24 protein-coding genes and 2 pseudogenes are annotated in these 25855 nt (G+C 62.9%); 17 read left to right on the top strand and 9 right to left on the bottom strand.

The annotated features are described in order from the left end of the window. Positions 1-62: 62 nt before the first annotated feature. The 8 genes and pseudogenes from LOY54_RS26585 to LOY54_RS26550 form a co-directional block, all read left to right on the top strand. Positions 63-170, top strand: a pseudogene (locus LOY54_RS26585) (sensor histidine kinase); the annotation flags it as partial. Continuing rightward, positions 167-913, top strand: a complete 747-nt coding sequence (locus LOY54_RS26580) for a LytTR family DNA-binding domain-containing protein (RefSeq protein ID WP_123566917.1) — start codon at positions 167-169, stop codon at positions 911-913. The pseudogene LOY54_RS26585 and the gene LOY54_RS26580, both read left to right, overlap by 4 nt. 121 nt (positions 914-1034) lie before the next feature. Then, positions 1035-1976 carry a hydroxymethylbilane synthase gene (gene hemC, locus LOY54_RS26575; protein WP_045201004.1) on the top strand — a complete coding sequence of 314 codons (942 nt, stop codon included), beginning with the start codon at positions 1035-1037 and terminating at the stop codon, positions 1974-1976. Beyond that, positions 1973-2740 carry a uroporphyrinogen-III synthase gene (locus tag LOY54_RS26570; RefSeq protein ID WP_093378157.1) on the top strand — a complete coding sequence of 256 codons (768 nt, stop codon included), beginning with the start codon at positions 1973-1975 and terminating at the stop codon, positions 2738-2740. The genes hemC and LOY54_RS26570 overlap by 4 nt, the downstream gene beginning before the upstream one ends. A gap of 46 nt (positions 2741-2786) precedes the next feature. After that, positions 2787-3878, top strand: coding sequence for a uroporphyrinogen-III C-methyltransferase (locus LOY54_RS26565; protein ID WP_195885299.1), 1092 nt, complete (start codon positions 2787-2789; stop codon positions 3876-3878). Further along, on the top strand, positions 3875-5113 hold the full coding sequence (locus LOY54_RS26560) for a heme biosynthesis protein HemY (protein WP_045201010.1): 1239 nt from the start codon (positions 3875-3877) through the stop codon (positions 5111-5113). The genes LOY54_RS26565 and LOY54_RS26560 overlap by 4 nt, the downstream gene beginning before the upstream one ends. 216 nt (positions 5114-5329) lie before the next feature. Next, entirely contained in the window at positions 5330-5851 is a 522-nt protein-coding gene (locus LOY54_RS26555) for a disulfide bond formation protein B (protein ID WP_045201012.1), read from the top strand. 227 nt (positions 5852-6078) lie between these two features. Further along, on the top strand, positions 6079-6549 hold the full coding sequence (locus LOY54_RS26550) for an Rsd/AlgQ family anti-sigma factor (RefSeq protein WP_045201014.1): 471 nt from the start codon (positions 6079-6081) through the stop codon (positions 6547-6549). 15 nt (positions 6550-6564) lie between these two features. On the opposite strand, the gene LOY54_RS26545 is transcribed toward LOY54_RS26550, so the two are convergent. Continuing rightward, positions 6565-7230, bottom strand: a complete 666-nt coding sequence (locus LOY54_RS26545) for an FKBP-type peptidyl-prolyl cis-trans isomerase (protein WP_045201016.1) — start codon at positions 7228-7230, stop codon at positions 6565-6567. Between the two features lie 226 nt (positions 7231-7456). On the opposite strand from LOY54_RS26545, the gene LOY54_RS26540 reads away from it, so the two are divergent. Then, on the top strand, positions 7457-8533 hold the full coding sequence (locus LOY54_RS26540; RefSeq protein ID WP_258608589.1) for an AlgP family protein: 1077 nt from the start codon (positions 7457-7459) through the stop codon (positions 8531-8533). Here the strand turns inward: LOY54_RS26540 and LOY54_RS26535 are convergent. Then, positions 8509-8991 carry a TIGR02444 family protein gene (locus tag LOY54_RS26535; RefSeq protein ID WP_258608587.1) on the bottom strand — a complete coding sequence of 161 codons (483 nt, stop codon included), beginning with the start codon at positions 8989-8991 and terminating at the stop codon, positions 8509-8511. The two genes, LOY54_RS26540 and LOY54_RS26535, sit on opposite strands and share 25 nt — an antisense overlap. A 50-nt stretch (positions 8992-9041) precedes the next feature. Here LOY54_RS26535 and LOY54_RS26530 point away from each other — a divergent pair, with 50 nt between their 5' ends. From LOY54_RS26530 to LOY54_RS26520, 3 genes are all read left to right on the top strand, one after another. Continuing rightward, positions 9042-10952: an ATP-binding cassette domain-containing protein gene (locus LOY54_RS26530; protein WP_195885294.1), complete on the top strand. Its 1911-nt coding sequence runs from the start codon at positions 9042-9044 to the stop codon at positions 10950-10952. Next, positions 10952-11539, top strand: coding sequence for a mechanosensitive ion channel family protein (locus LOY54_RS26525; protein ID WP_045201021.1), 588 nt, complete (start codon positions 10952-10954; stop codon positions 11537-11539). The genes LOY54_RS26530 and LOY54_RS26525 overlap by 1 nt, the downstream gene beginning before the upstream one ends. A gap of 83 nt (positions 11540-11622) precedes the next feature. Next, complete coding sequence (locus LOY54_RS26520) at positions 11623-12255, top strand: LysE family transporter (protein ID WP_045201023.1); 633 nt, start codon at positions 11623-11625, stop codon at positions 12253-12255. A 51-nt stretch (positions 12256-12306) separates the two neighbouring features. On the opposite strand, the gene LOY54_RS26515 is transcribed toward LOY54_RS26520, so the two are convergent. Genes LOY54_RS26515 through LOY54_RS26500 form a run of 4 tightly spaced genes read right to left on the bottom strand, consistent with a single transcriptional unit; the run spans position 12307 to position 15441 of the window. After that, positions 12307-13047 (bottom strand): hypothetical protein, encoded by a 741-nt coding sequence (locus LOY54_RS26515; protein ID WP_045201024.1) that lies wholly within the window; start codon positions 13045-13047, stop codon positions 12307-12309. 3 nt (positions 13048-13050) lie between these two features. After that, positions 13051-13638 (bottom strand): penicillin-binding protein activator LpoB, encoded by a 588-nt coding sequence (lpoB, locus tag LOY54_RS26510; RefSeq protein WP_045201026.1) that lies wholly within the window; start codon positions 13636-13638, stop codon positions 13051-13053. Between the two features lie 24 nt (positions 13639-13662). Further along, positions 13663-14034: a YcfL family protein gene (locus LOY54_RS26505; protein WP_045201027.1), complete on the bottom strand. Its 372-nt coding sequence runs from the start codon at positions 14032-14034 to the stop codon at positions 13663-13665. A gap of 9 nt (positions 14035-14043) precedes the next feature. Next, a complete protein-coding gene (locus tag LOY54_RS26500) occupies positions 14044-15441 on the bottom strand; it encodes a COG3014 family protein (RefSeq protein WP_045201029.1) in 1398 nt (465 codons plus the stop codon). Positions 15442-15785: 344 nt separating this feature from the next. Between LOY54_RS26500 and LOY54_RS26495 the strand changes: the two genes are divergently transcribed. Beyond that, a complete protein-coding gene (locus LOY54_RS26495) occupies positions 15786-17684 on the top strand; it encodes a cytochrome c/FTR1 family iron permease (protein WP_258608585.1) in 1899 nt (632 codons plus the stop codon). A gap of 60 nt (positions 17685-17744) precedes the next feature. Continuing rightward, on the top strand, positions 17745-18212 hold the full coding sequence (locus LOY54_RS26490; RefSeq protein WP_258608583.1) for a YaiI/YqxD family protein: 468 nt from the start codon (positions 17745-17747) through the stop codon (positions 18210-18212). 87 nt (positions 18213-18299) lie between these two features. Here LOY54_RS26490 and elbB read toward each other — a convergent pair whose 3' ends face one another. Further along, entirely contained in the window at positions 18300-18968 is a 669-nt protein-coding gene (gene elbB, locus LOY54_RS26485) for an isoprenoid biosynthesis glyoxalase ElbB (RefSeq protein ID WP_045201032.1), read from the bottom strand. Between the two features lie 102 nt (positions 18969-19070). Here elbB and LOY54_RS26480 point away from each other — a divergent pair. Beyond that, positions 19071-19709 (top strand): annotated as a pseudogene (locus LOY54_RS26480) (sterol desaturase family protein); the annotation flags it as partial. Between the two features lie 501 nt (positions 19710-20210). Here LOY54_RS26480 and LOY54_RS26475 read toward each other — a convergent pair. Continuing rightward, positions 20211-20855 (bottom strand): DedA family protein, encoded by a 645-nt coding sequence (locus LOY54_RS26475; RefSeq protein ID WP_176794205.1) that lies wholly within the window; start codon positions 20853-20855, stop codon positions 20211-20213. 207 nt (positions 20856-21062) lie between these two features. Between LOY54_RS26475 and hemB the strand changes: the two genes are divergently transcribed. Further along, entirely contained in the window at positions 21063-22073 is a 1011-nt protein-coding gene (gene hemB, locus LOY54_RS26470) for a porphobilinogen synthase (protein WP_045201037.1), read from the top strand. A 19-nt stretch (positions 22074-22092) separates the two neighbouring features. Next, positions 22093-24324 (top strand): polyphosphate kinase 1, encoded by a 2232-nt coding sequence (gene ppk1, locus LOY54_RS26465; protein WP_093378207.1) that lies wholly within the window; start codon positions 22093-22095, stop codon positions 24322-24324. On the opposite strand, the gene ppx is transcribed toward ppk1, so the two are convergent. Further along, positions 24311-25813, bottom strand: a complete 1503-nt coding sequence (gene ppx / locus LOY54_RS26460; protein ID WP_258610752.1) for an exopolyphosphatase — start codon at positions 25811-25813, stop codon at positions 24311-24313. The genes ppk1 and ppx overlap by 14 nt on opposite strands. Positions 25814-25855: the final 42 nt, after the last annotated feature.

Here is a 25855-nt window from a genome sequence, read left to right as displayed (position 1 = left end):
AGTGTTGCGGCAACCGTCTACAGTTGGACAGAGGCGCGGCATGTTTCCTGCCGGGCCAGTGAATCTTTAGCCATCGTGCGAGTCTGAGCGTGGATCGCCGTGACGGTCGTCACCTCACCTGTCTACGCTATCCTTGTGCGAGACTCACGCAGGAATCCAGCGCTATATGAATGTCCTGATCGTTGATGACGAACCCCAAGCCCGGGAACGCCTGAGCCGACTGCTCGGCGAACTGGAGGGCTATACCGTGCTGGAGCCCAGCGCCACCAATGGCGAAGAGGCCCTGGCCCTGATCGACAGCCTCAAGCCTGAGGTGGTCCTGCTCGACATTCGCATGCCGGGCCTGGATGGCCTGCAGGTCGCTGCCCGGCTGTGCGAACGTGAAGCACCGCCTGCGGTGGTGTTTTGCACCGGTGACGATGAGTTCACCGTCGAGTCGTTCAAGGACAGCACCCTGGGCTTCGTGCTCAAGCCGGTGCAGCCCGACAGCCTGCGCGACGCCTTGAAAAAGGCCGAACGGCCCAACCGCGTGCAACTGGCGGCCCTGACCCGCCCGGCCGCCGAGAGCGGCAGCGGCCCGCGCAGCCATATCAGCGCGCGCACCCGCAAGGGTATCGAGCTGATTCCGCTCGACCAGGTGATCTACTTCATTGCCGACCACAAATACGTGACCTTGCGCCACGAATCCGGCGAAGTGCTGCTGGACGAGCCGCTCAAGGCTCTGGAAGACGAGTTTGGTGAACGCTTTGTGCGCATTCACCGCAATGCGCTGGTCGCCCGCAACCGCATCGAACGTCTGCAACGCACGCCGCTTGGGCATTTTCAGCTATTCCTCAAGGGCCTCAACGGTGATGCCCTGATCGTCAGCCGCCGGCATGTGGCTGGTGTACGCAAAATGATGCAACAGCTTTAAGGGCGGGGACCAGGGAGCGGTCGACGGCCAGGGATGGTCGGCTCCTACCATGATTTAGATCTGCTAGCGGTCTGGACTGAGCTGTTATCATCGGGCGAATCTATCTCGTACGGATCGTTCCATGTCCACTCGCGAAATCCGCATTGCCACCCGCAAAAGTGCCTTGGCCCTGTGGCAGGCCGAATATGTCAAAGCCCGTCTGGAACAGGCCCACGCCGGCCTGGTCGTGACCCTGGTGCCGATGGTCAGCCGTGGCGACAAGCTGCTCGACTCGCCGCTGTCGAAAATCGGCGGCAAGGGCCTGTTCGTCAAAGAGCTGGAAACCGCGCTGCTGGAAAACCAGGCCGACATCGCCGTGCACTCGATGAAAGACGTGCCGATGGACTTCCCCGAAGGCCTGGGCCTGTTCTGCATTTGCGAGCGCGAAGACCCGCGCGATGCCTTTGTTTCCAACACCTTCGACAGCCTTGAGGCGTTGCCGGCCGGCAGTATCGTCGGTACCTCAAGCCTGCGCCGCCAGGCGCAGTTGCTGACCCGCCGCCCGGACCTCGAGATCCGCTTCTTGCGCGGCAACGTCAACACCCGCCTGGCCAAGCTTGATGCCGGCGAGTACGACGCCATCATCCTCGCCGCCGCCGGCCTGATCCGCCTGGGCTTCGAAGACCGTATCACCTCCAGCATCAGCGTCGACGACAGCCTGCCCGCAGGCGGCCAGGGCGCAGTGGGCATCGAGTGCCGCAGTGCCGACAGCGAAATCCATGCGCTGCTGGCGCCGCTGCATCACGCCGACACCGCCGACCGGGTGACTGCCGAGCGCGCCCTTAACAAACACCTCAATGGTGGCTGCCAGGTGCCGATTGCCTGCTACGCGGTGCTCGAAGGCGAGCAGCTGTGGCTGCGCGGCCTGGTTGGCGAACCAGCTGGCGGCAAGCTGCTCACGGCTCAGGCCCGTGCGCCGCGCGAGGAGGCCGAAGCGCTCGGTATCAAGGTCGCTGAAGACCTGCTGGCTCAAGGTGCTGAAGACATCCTCAAGGCGGTCTACGGCGAGGCCGGGCACCCGTGAGCGCCTGGCGCCTGCTGCTGACCCGGCCGGCCGAAGAGTGCAGCGCGCTGGCCCGCACGCTTGCCGAGCAGGGCGTGTTCAGCAGCAGCCTGCCGTTGCTGGAAACCGAGCCGCTGGCGCTGACGCCGGCGCAGCTTGGCCAGGTGCAGGCGCTCGACCAGTACAGCGCGATCATCGTCGTCAGCAAGCCGGCGGCGCGCCTGGCGCTTGAGCAACTGAACGCGCACTGGCCGCAGCCGCCCGCGCAAGCCTGGTTCACCGTTGGCGCTGCCACCGCACAGATCCTCGACGACCACGGTCTGAATGTCAGCTACCCGGCACAAGGTGATGACAGCGAAGCGCTGCTGCAACTGCCGGCGTTGACCGCCGCGATCAAGCGCCCGCAATCCCGGGTGCTGATCATCCGTGGCGAAGGCGGGCGCGAGCTGCTCGCCGAGCGTCTGGCGGCACTCGGGGCGCGGGTCGATTACCTTGAGTTGTATCGCCGCTACCTGCCGCATTACCCTGAGGCCACCCTGGTCCGGTGTATTGCCGGGGAACGCCTGAACGGCCTGGTGGTCAGCAGTGGGCAGGGTTTTCAACACTTGCGCCAACTGGCCGGTGAACACTGGCCGCAGTTGGCGCAATTGCCGTTGTTCGTGCCCAGCCCACGGGTGGCGGAACTTGCCCGCGCCAGTGGCGCACAGAATGTAGTGGATTGCCGTGGTGCCAGCGCCGCGGCTTTGCTGGCAACATTGCAGGAAACTCCTGCACCAGCCCCCTAAGGCGCTAAGCTGATTGGCGACGTGCCACAAAGCAAAGGATGGATACGTGAGCGAAACTGTCTTGCCCAACGATGAACTGAAGGCCCCAGAGGCTCCTGCGCAAACCCCCGTGGAACCTGCCAAACGCTCCGGCAACGGCCTGGCAGTCCTGGCCTTGCTGCTGGGCGCGGCAGGTGTCGCCGTTGGCGGATGGGGCGTATGGCAGGTTCGCCAGCTCCAGGGTAGCGAGCAGGGCCAGGTGCAGAGCCTGCAGGCCCTGAGCGAGCAAACCCTGGCCCTGCAACAACGTGAACAGCAGATGTCTGCGCAGCTGGCCGGCTTGCCGCCTGCATCCGAGCTTGAAGATCGCCGGCGTCTGGTGGCGCAGTTGCAAGGCGATCAGCAACGCTTGAGCCAGCGTCTGGAAACCATCCTTGGCGCCAGCCGCAAGGACTGGCGCCTGGCCGAGGCCGAGCACCTGCTGCGCCTGGCCAGCCTGCGCCTGTCTGCCTTGCAGGACATCGCCAGTGCCCGCGAGCTGGTCAAGGGCGCCGATGAAATCCTTCGTGAGCAGAGCGACCCCGGTTCGTTTGCCGCCCGTGAGCAACTGGCCAAGAGCCTGGCGACCCTCAACAGCGTCCAGCAGCCCGACCGCACCGGCCTCTTCCTCAAGCTGGCGGCCCAGCGCGAGCAGGTGTTGCAGCTCAGTGCGCAATCGCCGGAATTCACCAGCAATGCCGATGCGCTGGGTGCCTTGACCGCCGACGGCGATGGCGCCAGCCGCTGGTCGCAGTGGTGGGCAGAGCTGTCGAAGTACTTCCAGATCGATTTCGATGCTGACGACAATATTCGTCCGTTACTATCCGGGCAGTCACTCAACCAGCTGCGCCTGGCTCTGAGCCTGACCATCGAACAAGCCCAGTGGGCGGCGCTCAACGGCGAGGCCAAGGTTTATACCCAGGCCCTGGACGACGCCCGCAGCGTACTGCTGGCCAACTTCAACCCGGACAACCCGCAGAGCCAGGCGATGCTTGCCGCCCTCAACGAACTGGCCGAGCAGCCGGTCACCGTGCTGGTGCCGGACCTGGCCGACAGCATCAGTGCCGTGCAGGCCTACCTTGAGCGCCGGCATCAGCCAGTCGAGGGGGCCAAGCCATGAAGCGCGTCTACCTGCTGGCGGTGGTGGCCATTGCCGTGGCAGCCGCGCTCGGCATCGCGATCGCCAAGCACAGCGGTTATGTGCTGATTTCCTACGGCAGCTTTCGCTATCAATCGGGTCTGTGGGCAGCGCTCGCAGCCTTGGCCGGGATCATCCTGGCGCTGTTGCTGGTGCGCTACCTGGTGGGCCTGGTGCTGACCTCCGGCGGGGTGGTCAACCCCTGGTCGCGGCGTAACCGCAGCCGTCGTACCCAGCTGGCGATCGAGCAGGGCCAACTGGATCTCGCCGAGGGTCGCTGGGCCAGTGCCCAGCGCCACCTGCACCGTGCTGCCGAAGCCGAGCGTCAACCGCTGCTGTACTACCTCGGCGCTGCGCGTGCCGCCAACGAGCTCGGCCGCAGCGAAGACAGCGACAACCTCCTGGAGCGGGCACTGGAGCGCCAGCCCGAAGCGGAACTGGCCATTGCCCTGAGTCATGCCCAGTTGCAGATGGACCGCGGCGACAGCGACGCTGCCCTGGTAACCCTGCAGGCCATGCAGGAGCGTCATCCGCATAACGTTCAGGTGCTGCGCCTGTTGCAACGTCTGTATCGCGAGCGTGGCGATTGGTCGGCACTGATCCGCCTGCTGCCCGACCTGCGCAAGGATAAAGTGCTGCCGGCAGCGGAGTTGGCCGAGCTTGAGCGTCGCGCCTGGGGCGAGAACCTCAACCTGGCGGCCAGCCGCGAAGGCGATGAGCAAACCGCCCGGCAATCCCTTGAGCGCGCCTGGCAGCAGCTCACTGCTGCGCAGCGCCAGGAGCCTCAGCTGGTGCTGGCCTATGCCGAGCAACTGCGCCAGCTGGGCGCCGAAAGCGAAGCCGAGCAAGCCCTGCGCGCCGCCCTCAAGCGCCAGTACGAAAGTCACCTGGCGCGCTTGTACGGGCTGGTGCGCGGCAGTGACCTGGCGCGCCAGCTGCAAACTGCCGAAGGCTGGCTCAAGGACCATCCCGACGACCCCAGCCTGCTGCTGACCCTGGGCCGTTTGAGCCTGCAGAACCGCCTGTGGGGCAAGGCACGGGATTACCTGGAAAGCAGCCTGCGCGTGCAGCGCAATCCTGAAGCCTGTGCAGAACTTGCGCGCTTGCTCGCTGGCCTGGGCGATACCGAGCGCAGCAACCAGCTGTTCCAGGAAGGCCTGGGCATGCTTGATCAGCGTCTGCTGGCATTGCCGCTGCCAGAGGCCGTGCGAGCTTGAGCTACCCATGGGCGCGCGAAAAAACGCGTGCCCATGGGCTCGAACAAATCTCCTGCTTTAGCCGGTAATTTTTCCTTCAGATGCCCAGCTATCTTTCTTGCTTAGTTCGGGATACTTCCCTTGTCGTTCAGGGACGTGTCCCGGCTGTCTTGCCTTGATACAAGCCGCGCCTTTCCTCTACCGTTGTCGCCTGTCCATCGCGCTCCTGGATTCGCCATGTCGTTGGCCCGCTTGCGTTCACTGTTCTTCCCGGCGTTGCTGGCATCGGTACTGGTCCAGGCTGCCGCCTATTACCTGGAATTCGGCATGGGCCTGGTGCCTTGCCCGCTGTGCTACAGCCAACGTTTGTTTTTGGGCGCCTTTGCTCTGGTTTGCCTGTGCGCGGTAGTGCATTCCCCAGGGCGTCTGGGCACCCGCATCTATGCCGCGCTGGCGTTGTTCTTCGCCACCGGCGGGGCACTGTTGGCCGCCCGGCATGTCTGGCTGCAAGGCAATCCGGCGCTCTCGAGCATCGAATGCGAACCGGCTTTTGACTATGTCCTCGAAAGCATGCCAATGCTTCAGGTCGTCAAGGCAATGATCATCGGCAGCCCGGATTGCGTGCCAATCACCTGGAGTTTCCTCGACCTGACCATCCCTGAGTGGAGCCTTTTGTCGTTCGTCTTGCTGGCAACCCTGCCGACCTGTCGCCTGCTCGGGCGCACCCGCCCACTGTTCAGTCGCTCGGTAAAAAACTGAGGCGAAGTTTTTCACTGTGCAAGCGACCGGCGGCAAAGGATGGGCGGATTAAACACTTGTATGAACTTTGTCGCGTGCGTACCTTGAAGGCTAGGGCGCACGGGAATAATCTCCCTGCACGCATACCGAAAACACAGCTGCTCGATGCCGCTCTGCTGACTTCACCTTTGCTCTGCACATTTGCGGCGCGGGGGCAGGGGGCATTACCCAGAAGGGAAGAGATCGCCATGCTAGATAGTTGTCAGAATGCTCAGGAACGCTGGGGTGGGGTCCATAAACTCATTGACCGCTGGTTGGATGAGCGTGCAGAGCTGGTGACGGCTTTCCGCGAGCTGCGTGATGCCAAACCGGCCTTTGCCGACAAGGACAAGAGCCGGGACTTCTGTGCGGTACTGGTCGACTACGTGTCAGCCTGGCATTTCGAAGTGAGCGAGCAACTGGTCAGCGAAGCCAAGGCGTTTGGCGATACTCGCGGGCTCGAGCTAGCCAAGCAGATCAGCCCGCGCATTGATGCAATTACCGAAATCGCGTCGGCGTTCAACGATCATTGCGACAAGGGCGACTGCAATGACTCTGAGCGCTTCGCGAAAAAGCTTCGCGAGCTGGGCAGTTTGCTGCACGAACGTTTCGAACTCGAAGACTGCCTGATCGAAGTGCTGCACACCGCGCACAGCGAAGAAGGCGCAGTCCAGGCTTGAGGGTGCTGCCGACCTTCAGTCGGCAACCCCAAGCAACTCGATCTCGAACACCAGCGGCGTATAGGGCGCAATCAGGTCGCCCGCGCCTTCGGCACCGTAAGCCTGTGCCGAAGGAATCACCAGTCGCCATTTCGACCCGCTCGCCATCTGTGGCAATGCCACCTGCCAGCCCTCGATCACACTGTCCAGATTGAACCATTGCGGCTGCTGGTTCTGATCGAACACCGTGCCATCCGGCAACTTGCCAACATAGCGAACCTGGACTTTGCCGCCGGCTTTTGGCTTGCTGCCAGTACCGGCCTGCAACTCGCTCACGAGTATCCCTTCAGCCAGTTCACGCACTCCGGCCCGGGCCCGTTCAGTGGCCAGGAATCGTTTTTCCGCGCTCAGCAATTGTTCGCTTTGTGCTTGAACTGCAGCTTGGTTGGCCTGGGCATCATGTTCGCTGAGTATTGCCGCCATGCGTTCTTGGCTCAGGGCCAATGGCTTGTTCTGATAAGCCTGGCGCAAGCCATCGATCAAGGCATCGAGTTGCAGGCCGGGAACTTCCGTGCGCAGGCGCTCGCCCAGGCTGGCACCCAGGCTGTAAGCCAGGTCATGGTCGCTGGCGGGTTTAGTATCAGGCGCTGCAATTAACGCTGTTGGCAACAGCAACAGGGTAAGGACTAGATAACGCGGCACAGGCTCGCTCCTGCTTCAGAGGAAATAAAGTATGCCAGCCTTCGCTCGTCACTTCGTGTAAATATCAGCAACACTTTGTGCAGCATCTACACTTGTTTCCAGCTGCAGCGATAACAACTTTGCCCAGGCATGCAACGCGGCGCATTTAATACTGTCAACATGCCCTAGCGGCGGTAGCAGCAGAAGCATAGTATGAGCCGCAATCTCGTCAGCCAGGAGGTAAACCATGTCGGCCAATAAGAAGCCAGTAAGTACGCCGTTGCACCTGCTCCAGCAACTCTCGGGCAGCCTGCTCGATCATTTGGAAAATGCCTGCTCGCAAGCGCTGGCTGATGCTGAAAAACTACTCGCCAAGTTGGAAAAACAACGTGGCAAGGCCCAGGAAAAACTGCACAAGTCGCGGCTGAAACTGCAGGACGCTGCCAAGGCTGGCAAAGCCAAGGCGCAGAAAAAAGCCAAGGACGGGGTGAGTGAACTGGAAGGTTTGCTCGACTCGCTGAAAGACCGCCAAACGCAAACCCGCACCTACATCCTGCAGCTCAAGCGTGACGCTCAGGAAAGCCTGAAACTGGCCCAGGGCGTTGGCAAGGTTAAGGAAGCTGCCGCCAAGGCATTGAGCGTGCGTTCGGCCAAACCTGCTGTTGCAGCAGCCAAGCCCGCAGCAAAACCTGCCGCCAAAGCACCGGCCAAACCTGCGGCGAAAACCGCAGCAGCCAAACCCGCAGCCAAGCCAGCGGCTAAACCTGTGGCCAAAGCGCCAGCCAAGCCAGCGGCGAAAACCGCAGCGGCTAAACCTGCCGCCAAGCCAGCGGCCAAACCAGCAGCGGCGAAAGCACCTGCCAAGCCTGCAGCAAAAACTGCAGCAACCAAGCCTGCCGCCGCTAAAGCCCCGGCTAAACCTGCGGCAAAAACCGCAGCAGCCAAGCCAGCAGCCAAACCTGCGGCTAAAGCGCCAGCCAAGCCAGCGGCTAAAACCGCAGCGGCCAAGCCTGCCGCCAAGCCAGCGGCCAAACCAGCAGCGGCGAAAGCACCTGCCAAGCCTGCAGCCAAACCAGCAGCGGCAAAACCTGCAGCCAAGCCGGCCGCTAAACCTGCCGCAGCTAAAGCGCCGGCCAAACCCGTTGCCAAACCGGCAGCCGCTAAACCTGCAGCCAGGCCAGCCGCTGCCAAGCCAGCTCAGCCTGTAGCTGCCAAGCCTGCTACTCCAGCAGCGCCTGCAGCACCCGCTGCTTCTGCACCGGCAACCACTGCGCCAGCAGCCTCGGTAGCATCGACCACTCAGACCCCGTCTTCGGCGTCCTGAGTCGTCAGCATCACGGCGCGCAGCCTTTGCAGCGCGTCGTGATGCGCACCGGCGCCTTCGGGTGCCAGCCAGCCTATCCAGTCCACTTCGGCTTCGGGCGTTGCTGCCCAGTCTTTGCAGGCCGTCTCCAGGCGCTCCAGCAGGATGCGTTCTGCCGCTAACTCCAGGCCTTTTACCTGCTCGCGCAATACCGCCAGTTGCGCATCCTTGGCTGCTTCGTCACGCCAGGATTGGCGCAGGGCGCGCAACGGTTTCACCACCTCGGTTTGCCAAGCCTCGGCGAGTTCCTTGAGTTGTTTAACCCGTTGATCGTTCGCTGCGATACCGCGTGCGCCGAGCCACACGCCGCACAGCAGCAGGCAGACGTCGCCACCCCGGGCCTGCCATTGCAGGCAGGCGGCTTCTACGCCCGGTCGAGCGTAGAGCTTCAGGGCAAAATTCCACAGGTCGGTGTGCATGGTCCCACTCGCGCCAGTTGCCGACGAAGCTGGTAGACTCCGCGGCCATTATGATCAGACTATCGAACCTCACTTTACAGCGTGGTCCACAGCGCCTGCTAGAAGGCGCCGAGATGACCCTGCACGCCGGCCAGAAAGCCGGCCTGATCGGTGCCAACGGCGCCGGTAAATCCAGCCTGTTCGCCTTGCTGCGCGGTGAGCTGACGCCCGACTCCGGCGACTGCCAGCTGCCTGGCGACTGGCGCATCGCGCACATGCGCCAGGAGGTCGACACCCTCGAGCGCCTGGCGGTCGACTATGTGCTCGACGGCGATGCCCGCCTGCGCAAGGTCCAGGCCGACCTGGCTGCGGCCGAAGCTGCCCACGACGGCACTGCGTTGGCACGCCTGCATATCGAGCTCGACAGCGCCGACGGCTATACCGCCGATGCGCGGGCGCGCAAGCTGCTGGCAGGCCTGGGGTTTACCAACGAGCAGATGGACCGCCGGGTCGGCGACTTCTCTGGTGGCTGGCGGATGCGCCTGAACCTGGCCCAGGCCCTGATGTGCCCGTCTGACCTGTTGCTGCTCGACGAACCGACCAACCACCTGGATCTGGACGCCATCCTCTGGCTCGAAGACTGGCTCAAGGGCTATCCGGGCACGCTGCTGCTGATCTCCCACGACCGTGACTTCCTCGATGCCGTGGTCGATCACGTCGCCCATGTCGAGCAGTGCAAGCTGACCCTCTACCGTGGTGGCTACACCGCGTTCGAGCGCACCCGTGCCGAACGCCTGGCGCAGCAGCAACAAGCCTACGAGAAACAGCAGGCGCAGCGCGCGCACATGGAAAAGTACATCGCCCGGTTCAAGGCCCAGGCCACCAAGGCCCGTCAGGCGCAGAGCCGGATCAAGGCCCTGGAGCGCATGGAGGAGCTGTCGGCGGCGCATGTCGATTCGCCGTTTGACTTCGTTTTCCGCGAGTCGGAGAAAATCTCCAGCCCGCTGCTCGACCTGTCCGAAGCCCGCCTGGGCTATGGCGACAAGACCATCCTCGAGAAGGTCAAGTTGCAGCTCACCCCGGGGGCGCGGATCGGCCTGCTCGGTCCCAACGGCGCGGGCAAGTCGACCCTGATCAAGAACCTCGCCGGCGAACTGGAGCCGCTCAGCGGGCGCCTGGTACGCGGCGAGAACCTCTCGGTTGGCTACTTCGCCCAGCACCAGCTCGACTCGCTGGACAACAAGGCCAGCCCGTTGCTGCACCTGCAGCGCCTGGCGCCGACCGAGCGCGAGCAGACCTTGCGAGACTTCCTGGGTGGATTCGATTTCCGCGGCGCGCGCATCGACGAGCCGGTGGTGAATTTCTCCGGCGGCGAAAAAGCCCGCCTGGCCCTGGCCCTGATCGCCTGGGAGCGGCCGAACCTGTTGCTGCTCGACGAACCGACCAACCACCTGGACCTGGAAATGCGCCTGGCGCTGACCATGGCCCTGCAGGAATTCAGTGGTGCGGTGTTGGTGGTCTCTCACGACCGTCACTTGCTCAAGAGCACCACCGATGACTTCCTGCTGGTCGCCGACGGCAAGGTCGAGACCTTCGACGGTGACCTGGACGACTACACCCGCTGGCTGGTCGAGTACCGTCAACGCAATGCCCCGGTCAGCACTGCGCCGGTCAATGCCGACAAGACCGACAAAAAGGCCCAGCGCCAGGCCGCTGCCGCCCTGCGTCAGCAACTGGCACCGCACAAGCGTGAAGCCGACAAGCTCGAACGCGAGCTGGGCACCGTGCATGAGCAACTGGCCAAGGTCGATGCCAGTCTGGCTGACAGCGCCCTGTATGAAGCCGCGCGCAAGGACGAGTTGCGTGAGCTGTTGGCCCAGCAGGCCAAGCTCAAGGTTCGTGAAGGGGAGCTCGAGGAAGCCTGGATGGCCGCCCTGGAGACCCTCGAGGGCATGCAGGCGGAGCTGGAGGCGTTGTCCTGATGGAATCCTTGCAGTTGCCATTGCCGGTGGAATGGATCGCTCCGTTCTGGCTGGGTTTGCAGATCCTGCTGATACTTTCGGCGGCGTTCATCCTGCAGCGCGTGGTTGCCCGTTGCCTCAAGCGCCTGGGCGAGCGCTACCCGTTGCCACCGGAGCTGCTGATGCCGCTGCGTGGTGGCCTGCGCTGGCTGATCATGGGCAGTGCGCTGATCTTCGTGCTCGAGCGCCTGGGGGTTTCCGCCACGGTGCTGTGGACCGCACTGTCCGGGTTCGTGGCGGTTGCCGCAGTGGCGTTCTTCGCCATGTGGAGCGTGCTGTCGAACCTGCTGTGCGCGGTGCTGATCTTTACCGTCGGGCCGTTTCGCATCGGCGATGTGGTGGAACTGGTGGAAACCATCGACAAGCCGGGCGTCAAAGGCCGGGTGGTGGCCATCAACTTGTTGTTCACCACCTTGATCGAACTGCCGGAAGCGGGCGGTGCGCTGGTGCAAGTGCCCAACAGCCAGTTCTTCCAGAAATCGGTGCGGCGCTGGCGCGGTGCCGAAGTGCTGCCGCTGGTGAGCGAGAGCAAAACCCCGGGCAATTGATCGATCGCAGAAAAAAATCGTGGTGATTTTTTCGCCACGGCACTAGCTTAGAGGTTTGTAACAAGTTAGTGCCGAGGTGCGCGATGTCATTGGAAACGTGGTTGGCATTTTTTGCCGCTTGCTGGGTGATCAGTCTGTCGCCGGGTGCCGGGGCCATTGCCTCGATGTCCTGCGGCCTGCAATACGGCTTCTGGCGCGGCTACTGGAACGCGCTAGGCCTGCAGCTGGGCCTGGTGCTGCAGATTGCGATCATTGCCGCTGGCGTCGGTGCCATCCTCGCGGCATCGGCCACCGCATTCCAGGTGATCAAATGGTTCGGCGTGGCCTACCTGGTGTACCTGGCGGTCAAACAGTGGCGCGCGCTGCCGGCTGACATCAGCGACGAATCCGCCGTGCGCCCGATCGGCAAGCCGTTGAGCCTGGTGTTCCGTGGCTTTCTGGTCAACGTCAGCAACCCCAAGGCGCTGATCTTCATGCTCGCGGTGCTGCCGCAGTTCATCAATCCGCATGCGGCGCTGGTGCCGCAGTACCTGATCATTGCCGCGACCATGGTCACGGTCGATCTGATGGTCATGGCCGGTTACACCGGGCTTGCGGCCAAAGTGCTGCGCCTGTTGCGTACGCCCCGGCAGCAGCGGCGGATGAACCGCACCTTTGCCGGACTGTTCCTGGGGGCTGCGACCTTGCTGGCGACCATTCGCCGCGCGCCGGTGTAGGAAAACAATCAGCATAAAAAAAGGCGACCCGAAGGTCGCCTTTTTACTTTCTCAACGCAGGATCTGCGCTGGCTCGTCAGGCGGCAGGTTGTTGCGCGCCGGGGTGCGTTCACGCTCCGGCATCGCGCCTACCAGCTGTTCGGCCAGTTGCTTGGCAACGTCCATGCCCAGTTCCTTGGAAACCTCACGTACCACCCGTGGGCGGTTGAGGGTGACCCGAACATCCTGGCTGTTGACCAGCTTGGTGTCCTGGCCCTCACCCATGGCGGTGAACGCCGAGGTGATCTCGTAGGTCTTGGTGTTGATCAGGCTGAAGTCGGCCACCAGGCTCAGGCCGAGGATCGCCGAATAGCTGTTGGTGTTGTCCAGGGAGGTGATATCGCGCTGGAAGTCGATATCCGACAAGGTACCGAACAGCACGTAGTCAGCACCTTTGAAGTTGCCGTTCTTGATGCGGCGGATAACGTCGTAGACGTCAGCCTTGGCATCGGCGGTGTACGGCGTACCCTGGACCAGCTGGAACATCCCGGACTTGAGAATCTCGCCCTTGATGTCGCCGCTGAACTTGCGCAGCTCGGTCTGCTCGATGTAGCTCTCGCTGCTTTCGAACTCGCTGTAGCTCGACGAACCACTGGCGTGGTACATGCTCGCCTGGCTGCTGTTCTGCGCCGAGACCATGTGGATGTACTGCTCCACACGCTCCTGGTAGGCGAGGTCGGTTACTGCGACTTTTGGGGCCGCTTGCACGCTGAACGCGCAAGCCAGGCCCAGAATGCCCATCCATGCACGCATTGCTTAGCGCTCCGTGGTCTTGCGGATTTCTTTCTCGTCCATCCACTCGGCCAGGCCGCTCTCGACGTCGATCAGCTGCAGGCTGAACTTGTAGAACACGTCCTTGTAGTCGCTGCTGCGCTTGACGATCGAGCTGATCGAGCCTTCCAGGCGGTACTTGGCGGCGATCATGTTGCCGGTCTTGGCTACGGTGCCTTTCTTGTACAGACCGCTCTGGTTCTGCAGCTTGAGCTGGTCAACCTGGCTTTGCATCTGGGTGTTGTCGCTGGCGAAGCGGGCGGTGCCGGACTTCATCAGCTGGGTTTTGATCGACGTGGTGATCTCGCGGGTATCGATGTACTCGCTGGTCTTGTTCTTCACGTCATAGACCTGCACCACCGGGCGACCCTGGAGGATGCCGGACTGGGCCAGCGAGCGGGTCATGGACTCGGCGATCATCTGCAGGTCGGTCGAACCGAACTCGTTGGTGACCAGTTCCACGGCCTTGCTGTCGCCGTAGCCGATGTTCTTGCCGCCCAGGACCGGCGACGGGGTGCTGCAGCCGCTGACCAGGGCAATGGCGATGGCGGCGAGGGAAATACGTGCAATCATGAAAATGTGCTCCTGCAAAAATGATTACTGAGACTGAACTTCGATACGGAAGTCGGTGGCCTGGGATACCGGGGCAATCGCCGGCAACACGCTGGCCTGCTTGCCATACAGGGTGACGGTCTTCCAGCTCTCTTCATCGGCCACCGGGAAACCGTCGTTGCCCAGCCAGGCGAAGCGGTAGAACAGGGTCTTGTTGCTGCTGCTGGTGTTGTTCAGGGACACCTTGACGGTCAAGAAGCCGTTCTCGCGCGCAACGCGCATCGGGCCGGTCTCGATGTTCTTCAGGTTGCCCATTTTCACCACTTTGCTGGCAGCGCTGCCCGGCTCTGGTGGTGGCGGGGTCGCGCAACCGGCCAGCAGGGCTGTGACGAGAACGGCGAGCAATTTGATACGCATGGCGTTTCCTTAAGGTTGTTTGAGGCTGGCGACGGCCTGGCCAGTGGCTTTTGGTGCCACCTGCAGGGCAGGGCCACCGGCGAAGACCTGGTTGCCGACTACGCGCAGGGTGACCACCTGGAACGGCCGGTCAATCTTCACGCTGACCTGGCTGCCGCCCAGGCTCGAAGGCAGGCTCAACTGGTGTTCGCCCTGACGCAGGCGCACGCGGGCTACCTGGGTTTCATCCGGCAGGGTGCGCCAGGTACGGGTGTCGGCACCTTCGGTGATGGTCGAGGCGATACCCAGTGCCAGGCCAGCCAGCGGGTTGGCGTCGTTCAGTTGCTTTTGCGCCACACCACGAGAGATAGCCCGCACGCTGGTGCGCAGGATGATCCCCGGCATGTCGTCACGCAGGGCGCGGCGGGACATGGCAGTGGTGCTGTTGAGTGCGGTCAGCTTCAGCGAGTGGTCGTTGAGGTAGATTTCGCTGAAATGCGCGGTGGAAGTGTCTTCCTTGATCACCGGGAACGACAGCGGGGTGATCACCAGGTTGCCGCTGATCGGCAGCGGCAGCGGGACGCGCACCGAGTCGCGGGCCGGAGCGAGGCCGCTCTGGATCACGATCAGCACATCGCTTTCAGTGGCTTTCGCCGCTGGCTTGTCCAGGTCGAGCAGGGCTTTTTCCAGCAGCGGGGTGTTCGGGCGCAGTTCGGCAGCCTTGCGGTAGCCCGGTGCGGCCAGGCCTTTCTCACCCAGGGCTTCGTAGACATAGCCAGACAGGTAGTGGCTGAACGCACTCTGGTAGCTGTTCTTGAGGCCCACCACTTCTGGCGCGTCGAGGCTGGCGACCGGGTAACCCTGAAGGTCCTTGTACTCGGTCTTGACGCCTTCTTTCTCGGCCTCTTCTTCGCGCTTGAGGTATTCCTTGTCGCGCAGCTCGGCAATCACCGCTTCGCGCTCGTGGGTCTTCTTGATTTCGGTACGGGCGCCGTCGAAGTCGTTCTGGGCCAGGAGGTTGAGGGCCATCTGCGTGGTCAGCATGACTTTTTCGTAGTCATAGCCTTCGTAGCGGCGCACCTTGTCGTTGACCAGGTAGCTGCCGAACTGGCTCAGGTACTTGTCGGTGTCGAGCTTGACCGACTCTTCCCACTTGAACACCACGTCATCGGCACTGCGCCAGGCCAGCTGGCTGCCGGCCAGGTCGCCCTTGGAGCGCAGCAGCTCGCCTTTCTCGAAGTAGTAGAGAAGGTCTTTGTCCTCACCCTTGTTGTTTTTTTCCAGCAGCGCCAGGGCAGCGTCGACGTTGCCGCTGGTCAGGTGCTGGTTGGTTTCCTGAAGTTCGCTGTCATAGCTGCGAAAGGCCGAGCAACCAGCCAGTTGAACGGCCGCGAGCAGTGTCGCGACGGTGAGGACACGGGATGCCATCTGAATTCTTCTTCCCTGAATTGATGAAAAGCCTGGGGGCGAGAAGGCTGTCATCCCTTTGGCAATATCGCCAAATCCTCTTAAAAGAAGAGCCAAAATTCTGATCCGCTATATAGCGGCGCGGCATTATAAACGCATTTGCTGGCTAAATAATGGCGTTGTGCTTTAGGAATTTGCCGTCGTGCCAGCATTCAGCTATCGGCCGACGAACGGTCGTTCTTTAATCGGGAGGTGTCGCAGGGTATTTGTCACAAAATTTTTCAAGGATTCATCTGGCAAGCCTTGAGCGAACGGCAGTGGAAGTGAACAATGCTTTACCTCGTATTTCCATTTGAGAGTCGCTCATGATTCCCCGTTCCCGCTTACTCGCCTGGCTGCTCTGGCCGGTGCTGGCGCTGAGCAGTGCCACGCTGCTGGCCGACAGCCCCGATGGCGCTGCCAAGGCCCTGCACCTGCTCGATTACATCGGTGCCGATTACCCGGCCACCGTCGAGGCGGGCAAGGTAATCGACGACGGCGAATACCGCGAACAGCTCGAATTCCTCGATGTGTTGCAGGGACTGATCGGCGCTTTGCCGGCACGCGCTGAGCGCCAGGCCCTGGAGCAGGGCGTGGGCAACTTGCGTACGGCGGTCAGCCAGCGTCAGGACGGCGCGGTGGTCGCTCGTCAGGCCCGTCAGCTTGGCGCGCAACTGGCGGTGGCCTATGAGGTCAGCCAGGCGCCGATCATTACCCCTGACCCGAGCCGCGGCGCGCCGCTGTATGCCCAGCACTGCTCGGTGTGTCATGGCGACACTGGCGCCGGTGACGGCCCCGCCGGCCTTGGCCTGACCCCGCCGCCGGCCAACCTGCGCAGCCTCGAACGGCTGGATCGCCTGAGCCTGTTTGACCTGTACAACACCCTCGGCTTGGGCATCGAAGGCACCGACATGCCGTCGTTCGCCGACCAGCTCGACGAGCGCCAACGCTGGGACCTGGCGACCTATGTCGCCAGCTTCACTGCCGACCCGGCCCAGGCCAAGGGCGATAAAACCTACAACCTGGCCGACCTGGCTCGTCAGACCCCGGCCGAAATTGAAGCCAGCGAAGGGCCAGAGGCGCTCGCCCGGTTCCGCGCCCAGCGTGCGCAACCGCCGCAGGTCCAGCGCGGCCCGGCGCAACTGCTGGACTACACCGCCAGCACCCTGGACAAGAGCCTGGCGGCCTATCAGGCCGGTGATCACGAGCAAGCCTACGACCTGTCGGTAGCGGCCTACCTGGAAGGTTTCGAGCTGGTCGAAAGTTCGCTCGACAACGTCGATGCCAACGTACGCAAAGACACCGAAAAATCCCTGATGGCCTACCGTCAGTCGCTGCAGGACGGCCTGCCGCTTGAGCAGGTGCAGCAACGCCTGGATGCCGCCAAGGCCAAGCTCAAGGACGCCGCCGGCCTGCTCGGTGGCGATGGCCTGAGCTGGTCGCTGAGCTACATCTCCGGCTTGCTGATCCTGCTGCGCGAAGGCCTGGAAGCGATTCTGGTGCTGGCGGCGATCCTCGCCTTCCTGCGCAATACCGGCCAGCAATCGGCCGTACGCAGCGTCAACCTCGGCTGGGGCCTGGCCTTGCTGGCCGGGCTGGGTACCTGGGCGCTGGCGGCCTATGTAATCGACGTCAGCGGCGCCCAGCGTGAACTGCTCGAAGGCTGCACGGCGCTGTTTGCCAGTGTCATGGTGCTGTGGCTGGGTGTGTGGATGCACGATCGCCGGCACGCGGCGGCCTGGCAGGATTACATCAAGAGCAGCCTGGTCAGTGGTGGCGGGCGCTTTGGTTTTGCCGTGCTGGCGTTTTTCTCGGTGTACCGTGAGCTGTTCGAGGTGATCCTGTTCTACGAAACCCTCTGGCTGCAGGCCGGCCCTGCCGGGCACAACGCGGTACTGGCCGGTGGTGCCACGGCACTGGTGCTGCTGGTGGGCCTGGCCTGGGTGATCCTGCGCGGCTCGGCCAAACTGCCGCTGGCGTTGTTCTTCAGCATCAACGCGGCGCTGCTGTGCGCCTTGTCGGTGGTGTTTGCCGGGCACGGGGTCAAGGCGCTGCAAGAGGCCGGGGTGTTCGGTACCCGGCCGGTGGCGTTCTTCGATTTCGACTGGCTGGGCATTCACGCCGACGCGTATTCACTGGCCGCGCAGCTGGTGGCCTTGTTGGCCATTGCCATCCTTTACGGGCGCAGCCGCCTGGCCGAGAAGCGCCGCCAGCCAGCGGGCTGATTTGAAGGCAAACGGGCGAGCAGGGATACTGTTCGCCCGTTTTTGTTGGAAATCTGTGCCATGCGTGTGTGGATCGATGCCGACGCCTGCCCCAAGGCGGCCAAGGATCAACTGGTCAAGTTCGCCCTCAAGCGTCAGCTGGAAGTGGTGCTGGTGGCCGGCCAGAGCCAGATCAAGCCGGCTTTTGCCTGCGTCAAACTGATCGTCGTGCCCAGCGGGCCGGATGCCGCCGACGATTACTTGGTCGAGCACGCGGTGCCCGGCGAACTGGTGATCTGCAGCGACGTGCCGCTGGCCGATCGCCTGGTCAAGAAAGGCGTTGCCTGCCTCAACCCGCGCGGCAAGGAGTTCGACGAGCGCAATATGGGTGAGCGGCTGGCGGTGCGCAACCTGTTCACCGACCTGCGCGATCAGGGGCAGGTCGGCGGCGGCCAGGCGCCGTATGGCGATCGCGAGAAGCAGGCGTTTGCCAACGCCCTGGACCGCATTCTTACGCGGCTGAGTAGGAGCGGGCTTGCCCCGCGATGAGGTCCGTGATCTCAGCGCATCATGTGGTGCCTGGACGACGACCGCTTCGCGCGCGATCGCGTGGCAAGCCCGCTCCTACAGGGGTGTTCAGTCATTCTCGTGGGTCAGTTCCAGCACCCGGTCGACCAGTTTGTAGATGCCGCCGGCGGCTTCGCTGATGCTTTTCGCCAGCATGTAGGCCGGGGTACTGACCAGCTTGCGCTGGGTGTCTTCGACGATGTCATGGACATCGCATTCCTCATGGGTGCCGCCCATCTTGACGATGGCCGCGCTGGTGCCGGCATCGCTGCCAATGGTGCAGACCACGCCGGGGCCGTAGATTTTCGCCGCAAGGGCCGGCGAGATGCAGATCAGGCCGACCGGCTTGCCGGCTTCGGCAAAGGCTTCAGCCAGGGCCAGGACGTCTGGGTGCACGCTGCAGCCCGCGCCTTCAACGGCAAAGTTCGAAAGGTTTTTCGCCGCGCCAAAGCCGCCCGGCACGATCAGCGCGTCGAAGTCCTTGGCGTCGGCTTCGCGCAGGTCCTTGACCTCGCCGCGAGCGATGCGCGCCGATTCCACCAGCACGTTGCGGGTCTCGGGCATTTCTTCGCCGGTCAGGTGGTCGATCACGTGCATCTGCGCAATGTTCGGCGCAAAGCACTGCACCTGCGCACCGCGCTGGTCCAGGCGCAGCAGTGTGATCACGCTTTCGTGAATTTCGGCGCCGTCATACACGCCACAGCCGGAAAGAATCACAGCAACTTTTTTCTGGGTCATGCTCACTACTCCCGATTCGAGGCGCTAAATGTCCTCTAGTTTGGCAGATGTCGCCATAGGGTTTATGCCATTCCCGGCCTAATCTTGCTGGATAGGCTGGAGATGAAAAGACCCATGGACCTGATCCTCTTGGCGGTACCGTTTTTCATTGTTCTGATCGTTGCCGAGCTGCTCGCCGATCGATTGCGCGGCATGCGGACCTATCGTCTGGCAGATGCCATCAACAGCCTCAGCACCGGCGTGCTGTCGACCACCACCGGCCTGCTGACCAAGGGCGTTGGCCTGGTGACCTATGCGCTGGCCTGGGAACACCTGGCGCTGTTCAAACTGCCGGGCGAAGCCTTGTGGGTGTGGGTACTGGCGTTTGTCGTCTATGACTTTTGCTATTACTGGCTGCACCGTATGGGCCACGAGCGCAACATCCTCTGGGCCGCCCATTCGGTGCATCACCAGAGCGAGGACTACAATCTGTCGACGGCCCTGCGCCAGACCAGCAGCGGCTTCTTGCTGTCGTGGATCTTCTACCTGCCGCTGGCCGTGTTGGGGGTGCCGCCGCTGGTGTTCATCACCGTCGCGGCGCTGAACCTGCTGTACCAGTTCTGGGTGCACACCCGGCACATCCCCAAGCTGGGCTGGCTGGAATGGCTGTTCATTACCCCGTCCAATCATCGCGTCCACCATGCGCAGAACCCTCTGTACTTGGATCGCAACTACGGCGGAGTGTTCATTGTCTGGGATCGTCTGTTCGGCACCTTCCAGGAAGAGGACGATAACGAGCCGGTGATTTTCGGCGTGACCACGCCGCTGGCCAGCTGGAACCCGCTGTGGGCCAACCTGCAGTTCTATGCCCAGTTGTGGAGCGATGCGCGGCATGCCGAGCGTTGGTGGGACAAGCTGCGGATCTGGTTCATGCCCACCGGCTGGCGGCCGGATGACGTTGCCCGGCGTTATCCGCAAGCCAAGCAGGACTTGAGCCGCTTCCAGAAATTCGAGGTGCCGCTGGCCTGGCCGCAACAGTTGTATGTGGCGCTGCAGTTCGCGGTGTACGTGGGCTTGGGCAGTTACTTGATGGAGCACGCCGAGCAGTTGTCGGTGGCTGCCCTGGTGCTGGGCTGCGGCTTGATGGCATTTGGCTTGTTCGTGCTTGGCACGGCCCTGGAGAACCGCCCCTGGGCTTTGCGGCTGGAGCTACTGCGCCTGGGGCTGAATGTCCCGGCCATGGTCCTGGCCGGGATGACGGGCTCAGGGCCGGTCACTGCCCTGGCTTGGGTCCTGCTGCTTGGCTACAGCCTGCTCAGCCTTTTCGGCCTCTATGGCAGCCGCTTCCTTGCGCGCAATGCGCGCGGCCTTGAAGCGCCGGCGCAGCCACAGGCAGCCACCGAGCACCAGCAGGCCGCCGAGCACCCATAACTCGTATTTCTTCACGTTGCCCAGCAGGCCTTCGAGGATGGCGCCGAAGTGATAGGCGGCGGCGCCCAGGGCCAGGGCCCAGATGGCCGCACCAATGCCGTTGAGCAGCAGGTAGCGGCGCGGCGGGTAGCCGGACAAACCGATGGCCACCGGCATCACCGTGCGCAAACCGTAGACGAAGCGAAAACTCAGGACCCAGATGTCCGGATGGCGGCGAATGTGCTCCAGCGCACGGTCGCCCATCATCTGCCAGCGCGGTTTGCGTGCCAGCAACTTGCGCCCGTGACGGCGCCCCATGAAGTACCACAGCTGGTCGCCGGCATAGCTGCCGAAGAAGGCCACCACGACCACCAGGTTGATATCCATGTATCCGCGGAACGCAAGGAAGCCTGCGAGAACCAGGATGGTCTCACCTTCGAAAAACGTGCCGAGAAAAAGGGCAAAGTAGCCGAAATCCTGCAGGAATTGTTGGAGCATTTTCTGGGTGCTGGCGAAATGAACGCGCAGCCTAACCCTTCGTGGCCTTTGGGGAAAGTGTCCAAATGTGTCTCGACGTGAACATTTCCTACAAGGACAATGACTGCGTCCTCAAGTCGCAGGGTTGCCCTTGCCTGTCATACAGGCGTCATAATGGCCGCTTATAACTGTCGCGCTCGCCCGCCTGCGCGGGCTCAGGAGTCTGCCGTGAGCTTTACCCCCGCTAACCGTTTGTTTCCTGCCACCCGTCTGCGTCGCAACCGTCGTGACGACTTCAGCCGTCGTCTGGTTCGCGAAAATGTTCTGACTGTCGATGACCTGATCCTCCCGGTGTTTGTCCTCGATGGCGAAAACCGCCGCGAAGAAGTCGCTTCGATGCCGGGTGTCGAGCGTCTGTCCATCGACCTGTTGCTGGAAGCTGCGCAAGAGTGGGTAAACCTCGGGATTCCAGCCTTGGCGCTGTTCCCGGTCACCCCGGTAGAGAAAAAATCCCTCGACGGCGCTGAAGCCTGGAACCCCGACGGCATCGCCCAGCGCGCCACCCGCGCCCTGCGTGAGCGCTTCCCGGAACTTGGGGTGATCACCGACGTTGCCCTGGACCCGTTCACCACCCACGGCCAGGACGGTATCCTTGACGAAGAAGGCTACGTTCAGAACGACATCACCGTCGACGCCTTGGTGCGCCAGGCGCTGTCCCACGCCGATGCCGGTGCCCAGGTGGTCGCGCCATCGGACATGATGGACGGGCGCATCCAGGCCATCCGTGAAGCGCTGGAGCTGGCCGGTCACGTCAACGTCCGCATCATGGCCTACTCGGCCAAGTATGCCAGTGCCTACTACGGTCCGTTCCGCGATGCGGTCGGCTCGGCGCTGAACCTGGGCAAGGCCAACAAGGCCTCCTACCAGATGGACCCGGCCAACAGTAACGAGGCCCTGCACGAAGTGGCCGCCGACCTGTCGGAAGGCGCCGATATGGTCATGGTCAAACCGGGCATGCCGTACCTGGATATCCTTCACCGGGTCAAAGACGAATTCAAAGTGCCGACCTTCGTTTACCAGGTCAGCGGCGAGTACGCCATGCACATGGCGGCGATTCAGAACGGCTGGCTCAGTGAAGGGGTTATCCTTGAATCCCTCACTGCTTTCAAACGGGCGGGCGCCGATGGCATCCTCACCTATTTCGCTGTTCGCGCTGCTCAATTGATGAGAGGGCAGTAACGCCCTTCAGGAACGCTAGATGAATAACGAAGTACTTACCGACGTTGCAGTCAAAGACGCCCAGCCCGTGCCCGAGCAACTGGTCGAGACCCCGCCGGAGCCGCCTGCGGTGGCCGAGCCGGTGGTCGAGGCCCCGGCGCCGGCGCCAGTGGCTGCGCCTGCCATCGTCATTCCCGGTCTGGACGACAGCAGCCTGTACATTCACCGCGAATTGTCCCAGCTGCAGTTCAACATCCGCGTGCTTGAGCAGGCGCTGGATGAGTCCTATCCGCTGCTGGAGCGGCTGAAGTTCTTGCTGATCTTCTCCAGCAACCTGGATGAGTTCTTCGAAATTCGTGTGGCGGGCCTGAAGAAGCAGATCACCTTTGCCCGTGAGCAGGCCGGCGCCGATGGCTTGCAGCCGCACCAGGCGCTGGCGCGGATCAGCGAGCTGGTGCACGGCGAGGTCGATCGCCAATACGCGATCCTCAACGACGTGCTGCTGCCGGAGCTGGAAAAGCACCAGATCCGCTTCATTCGCCGCCGCCACTGGAACACCAAGCTCAAGACCTGGGTGCGGCGCTTCTTCCGCGACGAAATCGCGCCGATCATTACCCCGATCGGCCTCGATCCGACTCACCCGTTCCCGTTGCTGGTGAACAAGAGCCTGAACTTCATCGTCGAGCTTGAAGGCATCGACGCCTTCGGCCGCGATTCGGGCCTGGCGATCATCCCGGCGCCGCGTTTGCTGCCGCGGGTGATCAAGGTGCCGGAAGAGGTCGGTGGGCCTGGCGACAACTATGTGTTCCTGTCGTCGATGATCCACGCTCACGCCGATGACCTGTTTCAGGGCATGAAGGTCAAGGGCTGCTACCAGTTCCGCCTGACCCGCAACGCCGACCTGGCGCTGGACTCCGAAGATGTCGAAGACCTGGCCCGGGCCCTGCGCGGCGAGCTGTTCTCGCGTCGTTACGGCGATGCGGTGCGCCTGGAAGTGGCCGACACTTGCCCCAAACACCTCTCCGACTACCTGCTCAAACAGTTCAGCCTGAGCGAGAGCGAGCTGTACCAGGTCAACGGTCCGGTCAACCTGACCCGGCTGTTCAGCATCACCAGCCTGGACAGCCATCCGGAGCTGCAATACACGCCGTTTACCCCGGCAATCCCCAAGCTGTTGCAGAACAGCGAGAACATTTTCAGCGTGGTCAGCAAGCAGGACATCCTGCTGATGCACCCCTTCGAGTCGTTCACCCCGGTAGTCGACCTGCTGCGCCAGGCGGCCAAGGACCCGCATGTACTGGCTGTGCGCCAGACCCTGTACCGCAGCGGTGCCAACTCGGAGATCGTCGACGCGCTGGTCGACGCCGCGCGTAACGGCAAGGAAGTCACTGCGGTGATCGAGCTGCGTGCGCGTTTCGACGAAGAGTCCAACCTGCAGATGGCCAGCCGCCTGCAGGCCGCCGGTGCGGTGGTGATCTACGGTGTGGTGGGCTTCAAGACCCACGCCAAGATGATGCTGATCCTGCGCCGCGAAGCCGGCGAGATCGTCCGCTATGCGCACCTGGGCACCGGTAACTACCACGCCGGCAACGCCCGCCTGTACACCGACTACAGCCTGCTGACCTCCGACGACGCCCTGTGCGAAGACGTCGGCAAGCTGTTCAGCCAGCTGATCGGCATGGGCAAGACCCTGCGCATGAAGAAGCTGCTGCACGCGCCGTTCACCCTGAAAAAGGGCATGCTCGACATGATCGCGCGCGAAACCCAGTTCGCCCTCGACGGCAAGCCTGCGCACATCATCGCCAAGTTCAACTCGCTGACCGATCCGAAGATCATCCGCGCGCTGTACAAGGCCAGCCAGTCAGGGGTGCGTATCGACCTGGTGGTGCGCGGCATGTGCTGCCTGCGTCCGGGTATTGCCGGGGTGTCGCACAACATTCAGGTGCGCTCGATCATCGGCCGCTTCCTCGAGCACACGCGGGTGTTCTACTTCCTCAATGGCGGCGAAGAGCAGATGTTCCTCTCCAGCGCCGACTGGATGGAGCGCAACCTCGACAAGCGCGTCGAGACCTGCTTCCCGGTCGAGGGCAAGAAACTGATCCTGCGGGTGAAAAAGGAACTCGAAGGGTATCTGACCGACAACACCCACGCCTGGATCCTGCAACCGGACGGCCGTTACGTACGCAGCACGCCAACCGGCAACCAGAACCCGCGCAGTGCCCAGGCCGCTCTGCTCGAGCGCCTGAGCAACCCGGTGCTTATCGTACGCTGAGGACGAAGCCGACCCGGGCCAGCCATTCTGCCTCCAGGCCGAAGTCGGCCTGGGTCAGCTGGTTTTCTTCCAGCCAGCCGGCCGGGAACTCGACGTCCAGGCTGTCGCCCTTGGCGTGCAGGGTGACCGTGGGCATCTGCTGGGTGCCGCGGATGTGATGGAACAGGATCGCGAAGCGCAACAGTACGCACAGGCGAATCAGCTTGACCGCGTCGTCACCGAATTCGGCGAATTTATCCTTGGGAATGTTGCGGCGATGGCCGCGCACCAATAGCGCCAGCATCAGCTGGTCTTCCCGGGAAAAGCCGGCCAGGTCGGAGTGCTCGATCAGGTAGGCGCCGTGCTTGTGGTAATGGTAGTGGGCGATGTCCAGGCCCACTTCATGCACCTTGGCTGCCCAGCCCAGCAGTTCACGCCAGATGCCGTCTTCCAGGTCCCAGGCTTTGGCCACCTGGTCGAAGGCGTGCAGCGCCTTGCGCTCGACCCGTGCCGCCTGGCCCTGGTCAACGTGATAACGCTCCATCAGCGAGGTCAGGGTGCGCTCGCGCACGTCTTCGTGGTGGTGGCGGCCGAGCAGGTCGTAGAGCACGCCTTCACGCAGGGCGCCGTCGCAGTGGTCCATGCGCTGTAGCTCAAGGGCGTCGAAAATCGCTTCGAGAATCGCCAGGCCCGCCGGGAAGATCGCCCGGCGGTCGGGTTTGACCCCGTCAAAATCGATCTTGTCGGTTTCTCCCAGCTTGAACAGCTTGCGCTTGAGCCAGGCCAGGCCTTCGGCATTGACCTCGCCGCTGCCCATACCGCCGGATTTGAGCGCCAGGCCGATGGCGCGGATGGTCCCTGAGGAGCCGATGGCTTCGTCCCAGGTCAGGCGATGCAGGGCGTTTTCGATGCTCATCAGCTCCAGGCGTGCGGCGGTGTAGGCCTGGGCATAACGCGCCGGGGTGATCTTGCCGTCGCGGAAATAACGCTGGGTATAGCTGACGCAGCCCATCTGCAGGCTTTCGCGCAGCAGCGGTTCAAAGCGCTGGCCAATGATGAATTCGGTACTGCCGCCGCCGATATCAGCGACCAGCCGCTTGCCTGGCGTGTCGGCCAGCGTGTGGGACACGCCGAGGTAGATCAGGCGCGCTTCTTCACGACCGGAGATGACTTCCACCGGGTGGCCGAGGATGGCTTCGGCGCGGCGGATGAATTCGCCGCGGTTGCGGGCTTCGCGCAGGGCGTTGGTGCCAACGATGCGCACGGCGCCATCGGGCATGCCGTTGATCAGTTGGGCAAACCGCTTGAGGCAGTCCAGGCCGCGTTGCATGGACTCTTCGCTGAGCTGGCGCTCTTCATTGATGCCGGCGGCCAGCTGAACTTTTTCGCCGAGCCGCTCAAGGATGCGGATCTCGCTATGGTGGGCCTTGGCGACCACCATGTGGAAACTGTTGGAGCCCAGGTCTATGGCAGCGATCAAGGACAGATTCTTGGCTGTGGTTTGCGGCATGGTCATGGGTTCTCGGTCGATAACCCGGCAATCCTGCCACGA

Origin of the sequence: Pseudomonas sp. B21-032 (genome assembly GCF_024748965.1) — a bacterium.
Taxonomy (GTDB): domain Bacteria; phylum Pseudomonadota; class Gammaproteobacteria; order Pseudomonadales; family Pseudomonadaceae; genus Aquipseudomonas.
The sequence above is the reverse complement of the archived record's forward strand: the minus strand, read 5'-3'. Positions and strand labels throughout refer to the sequence as shown.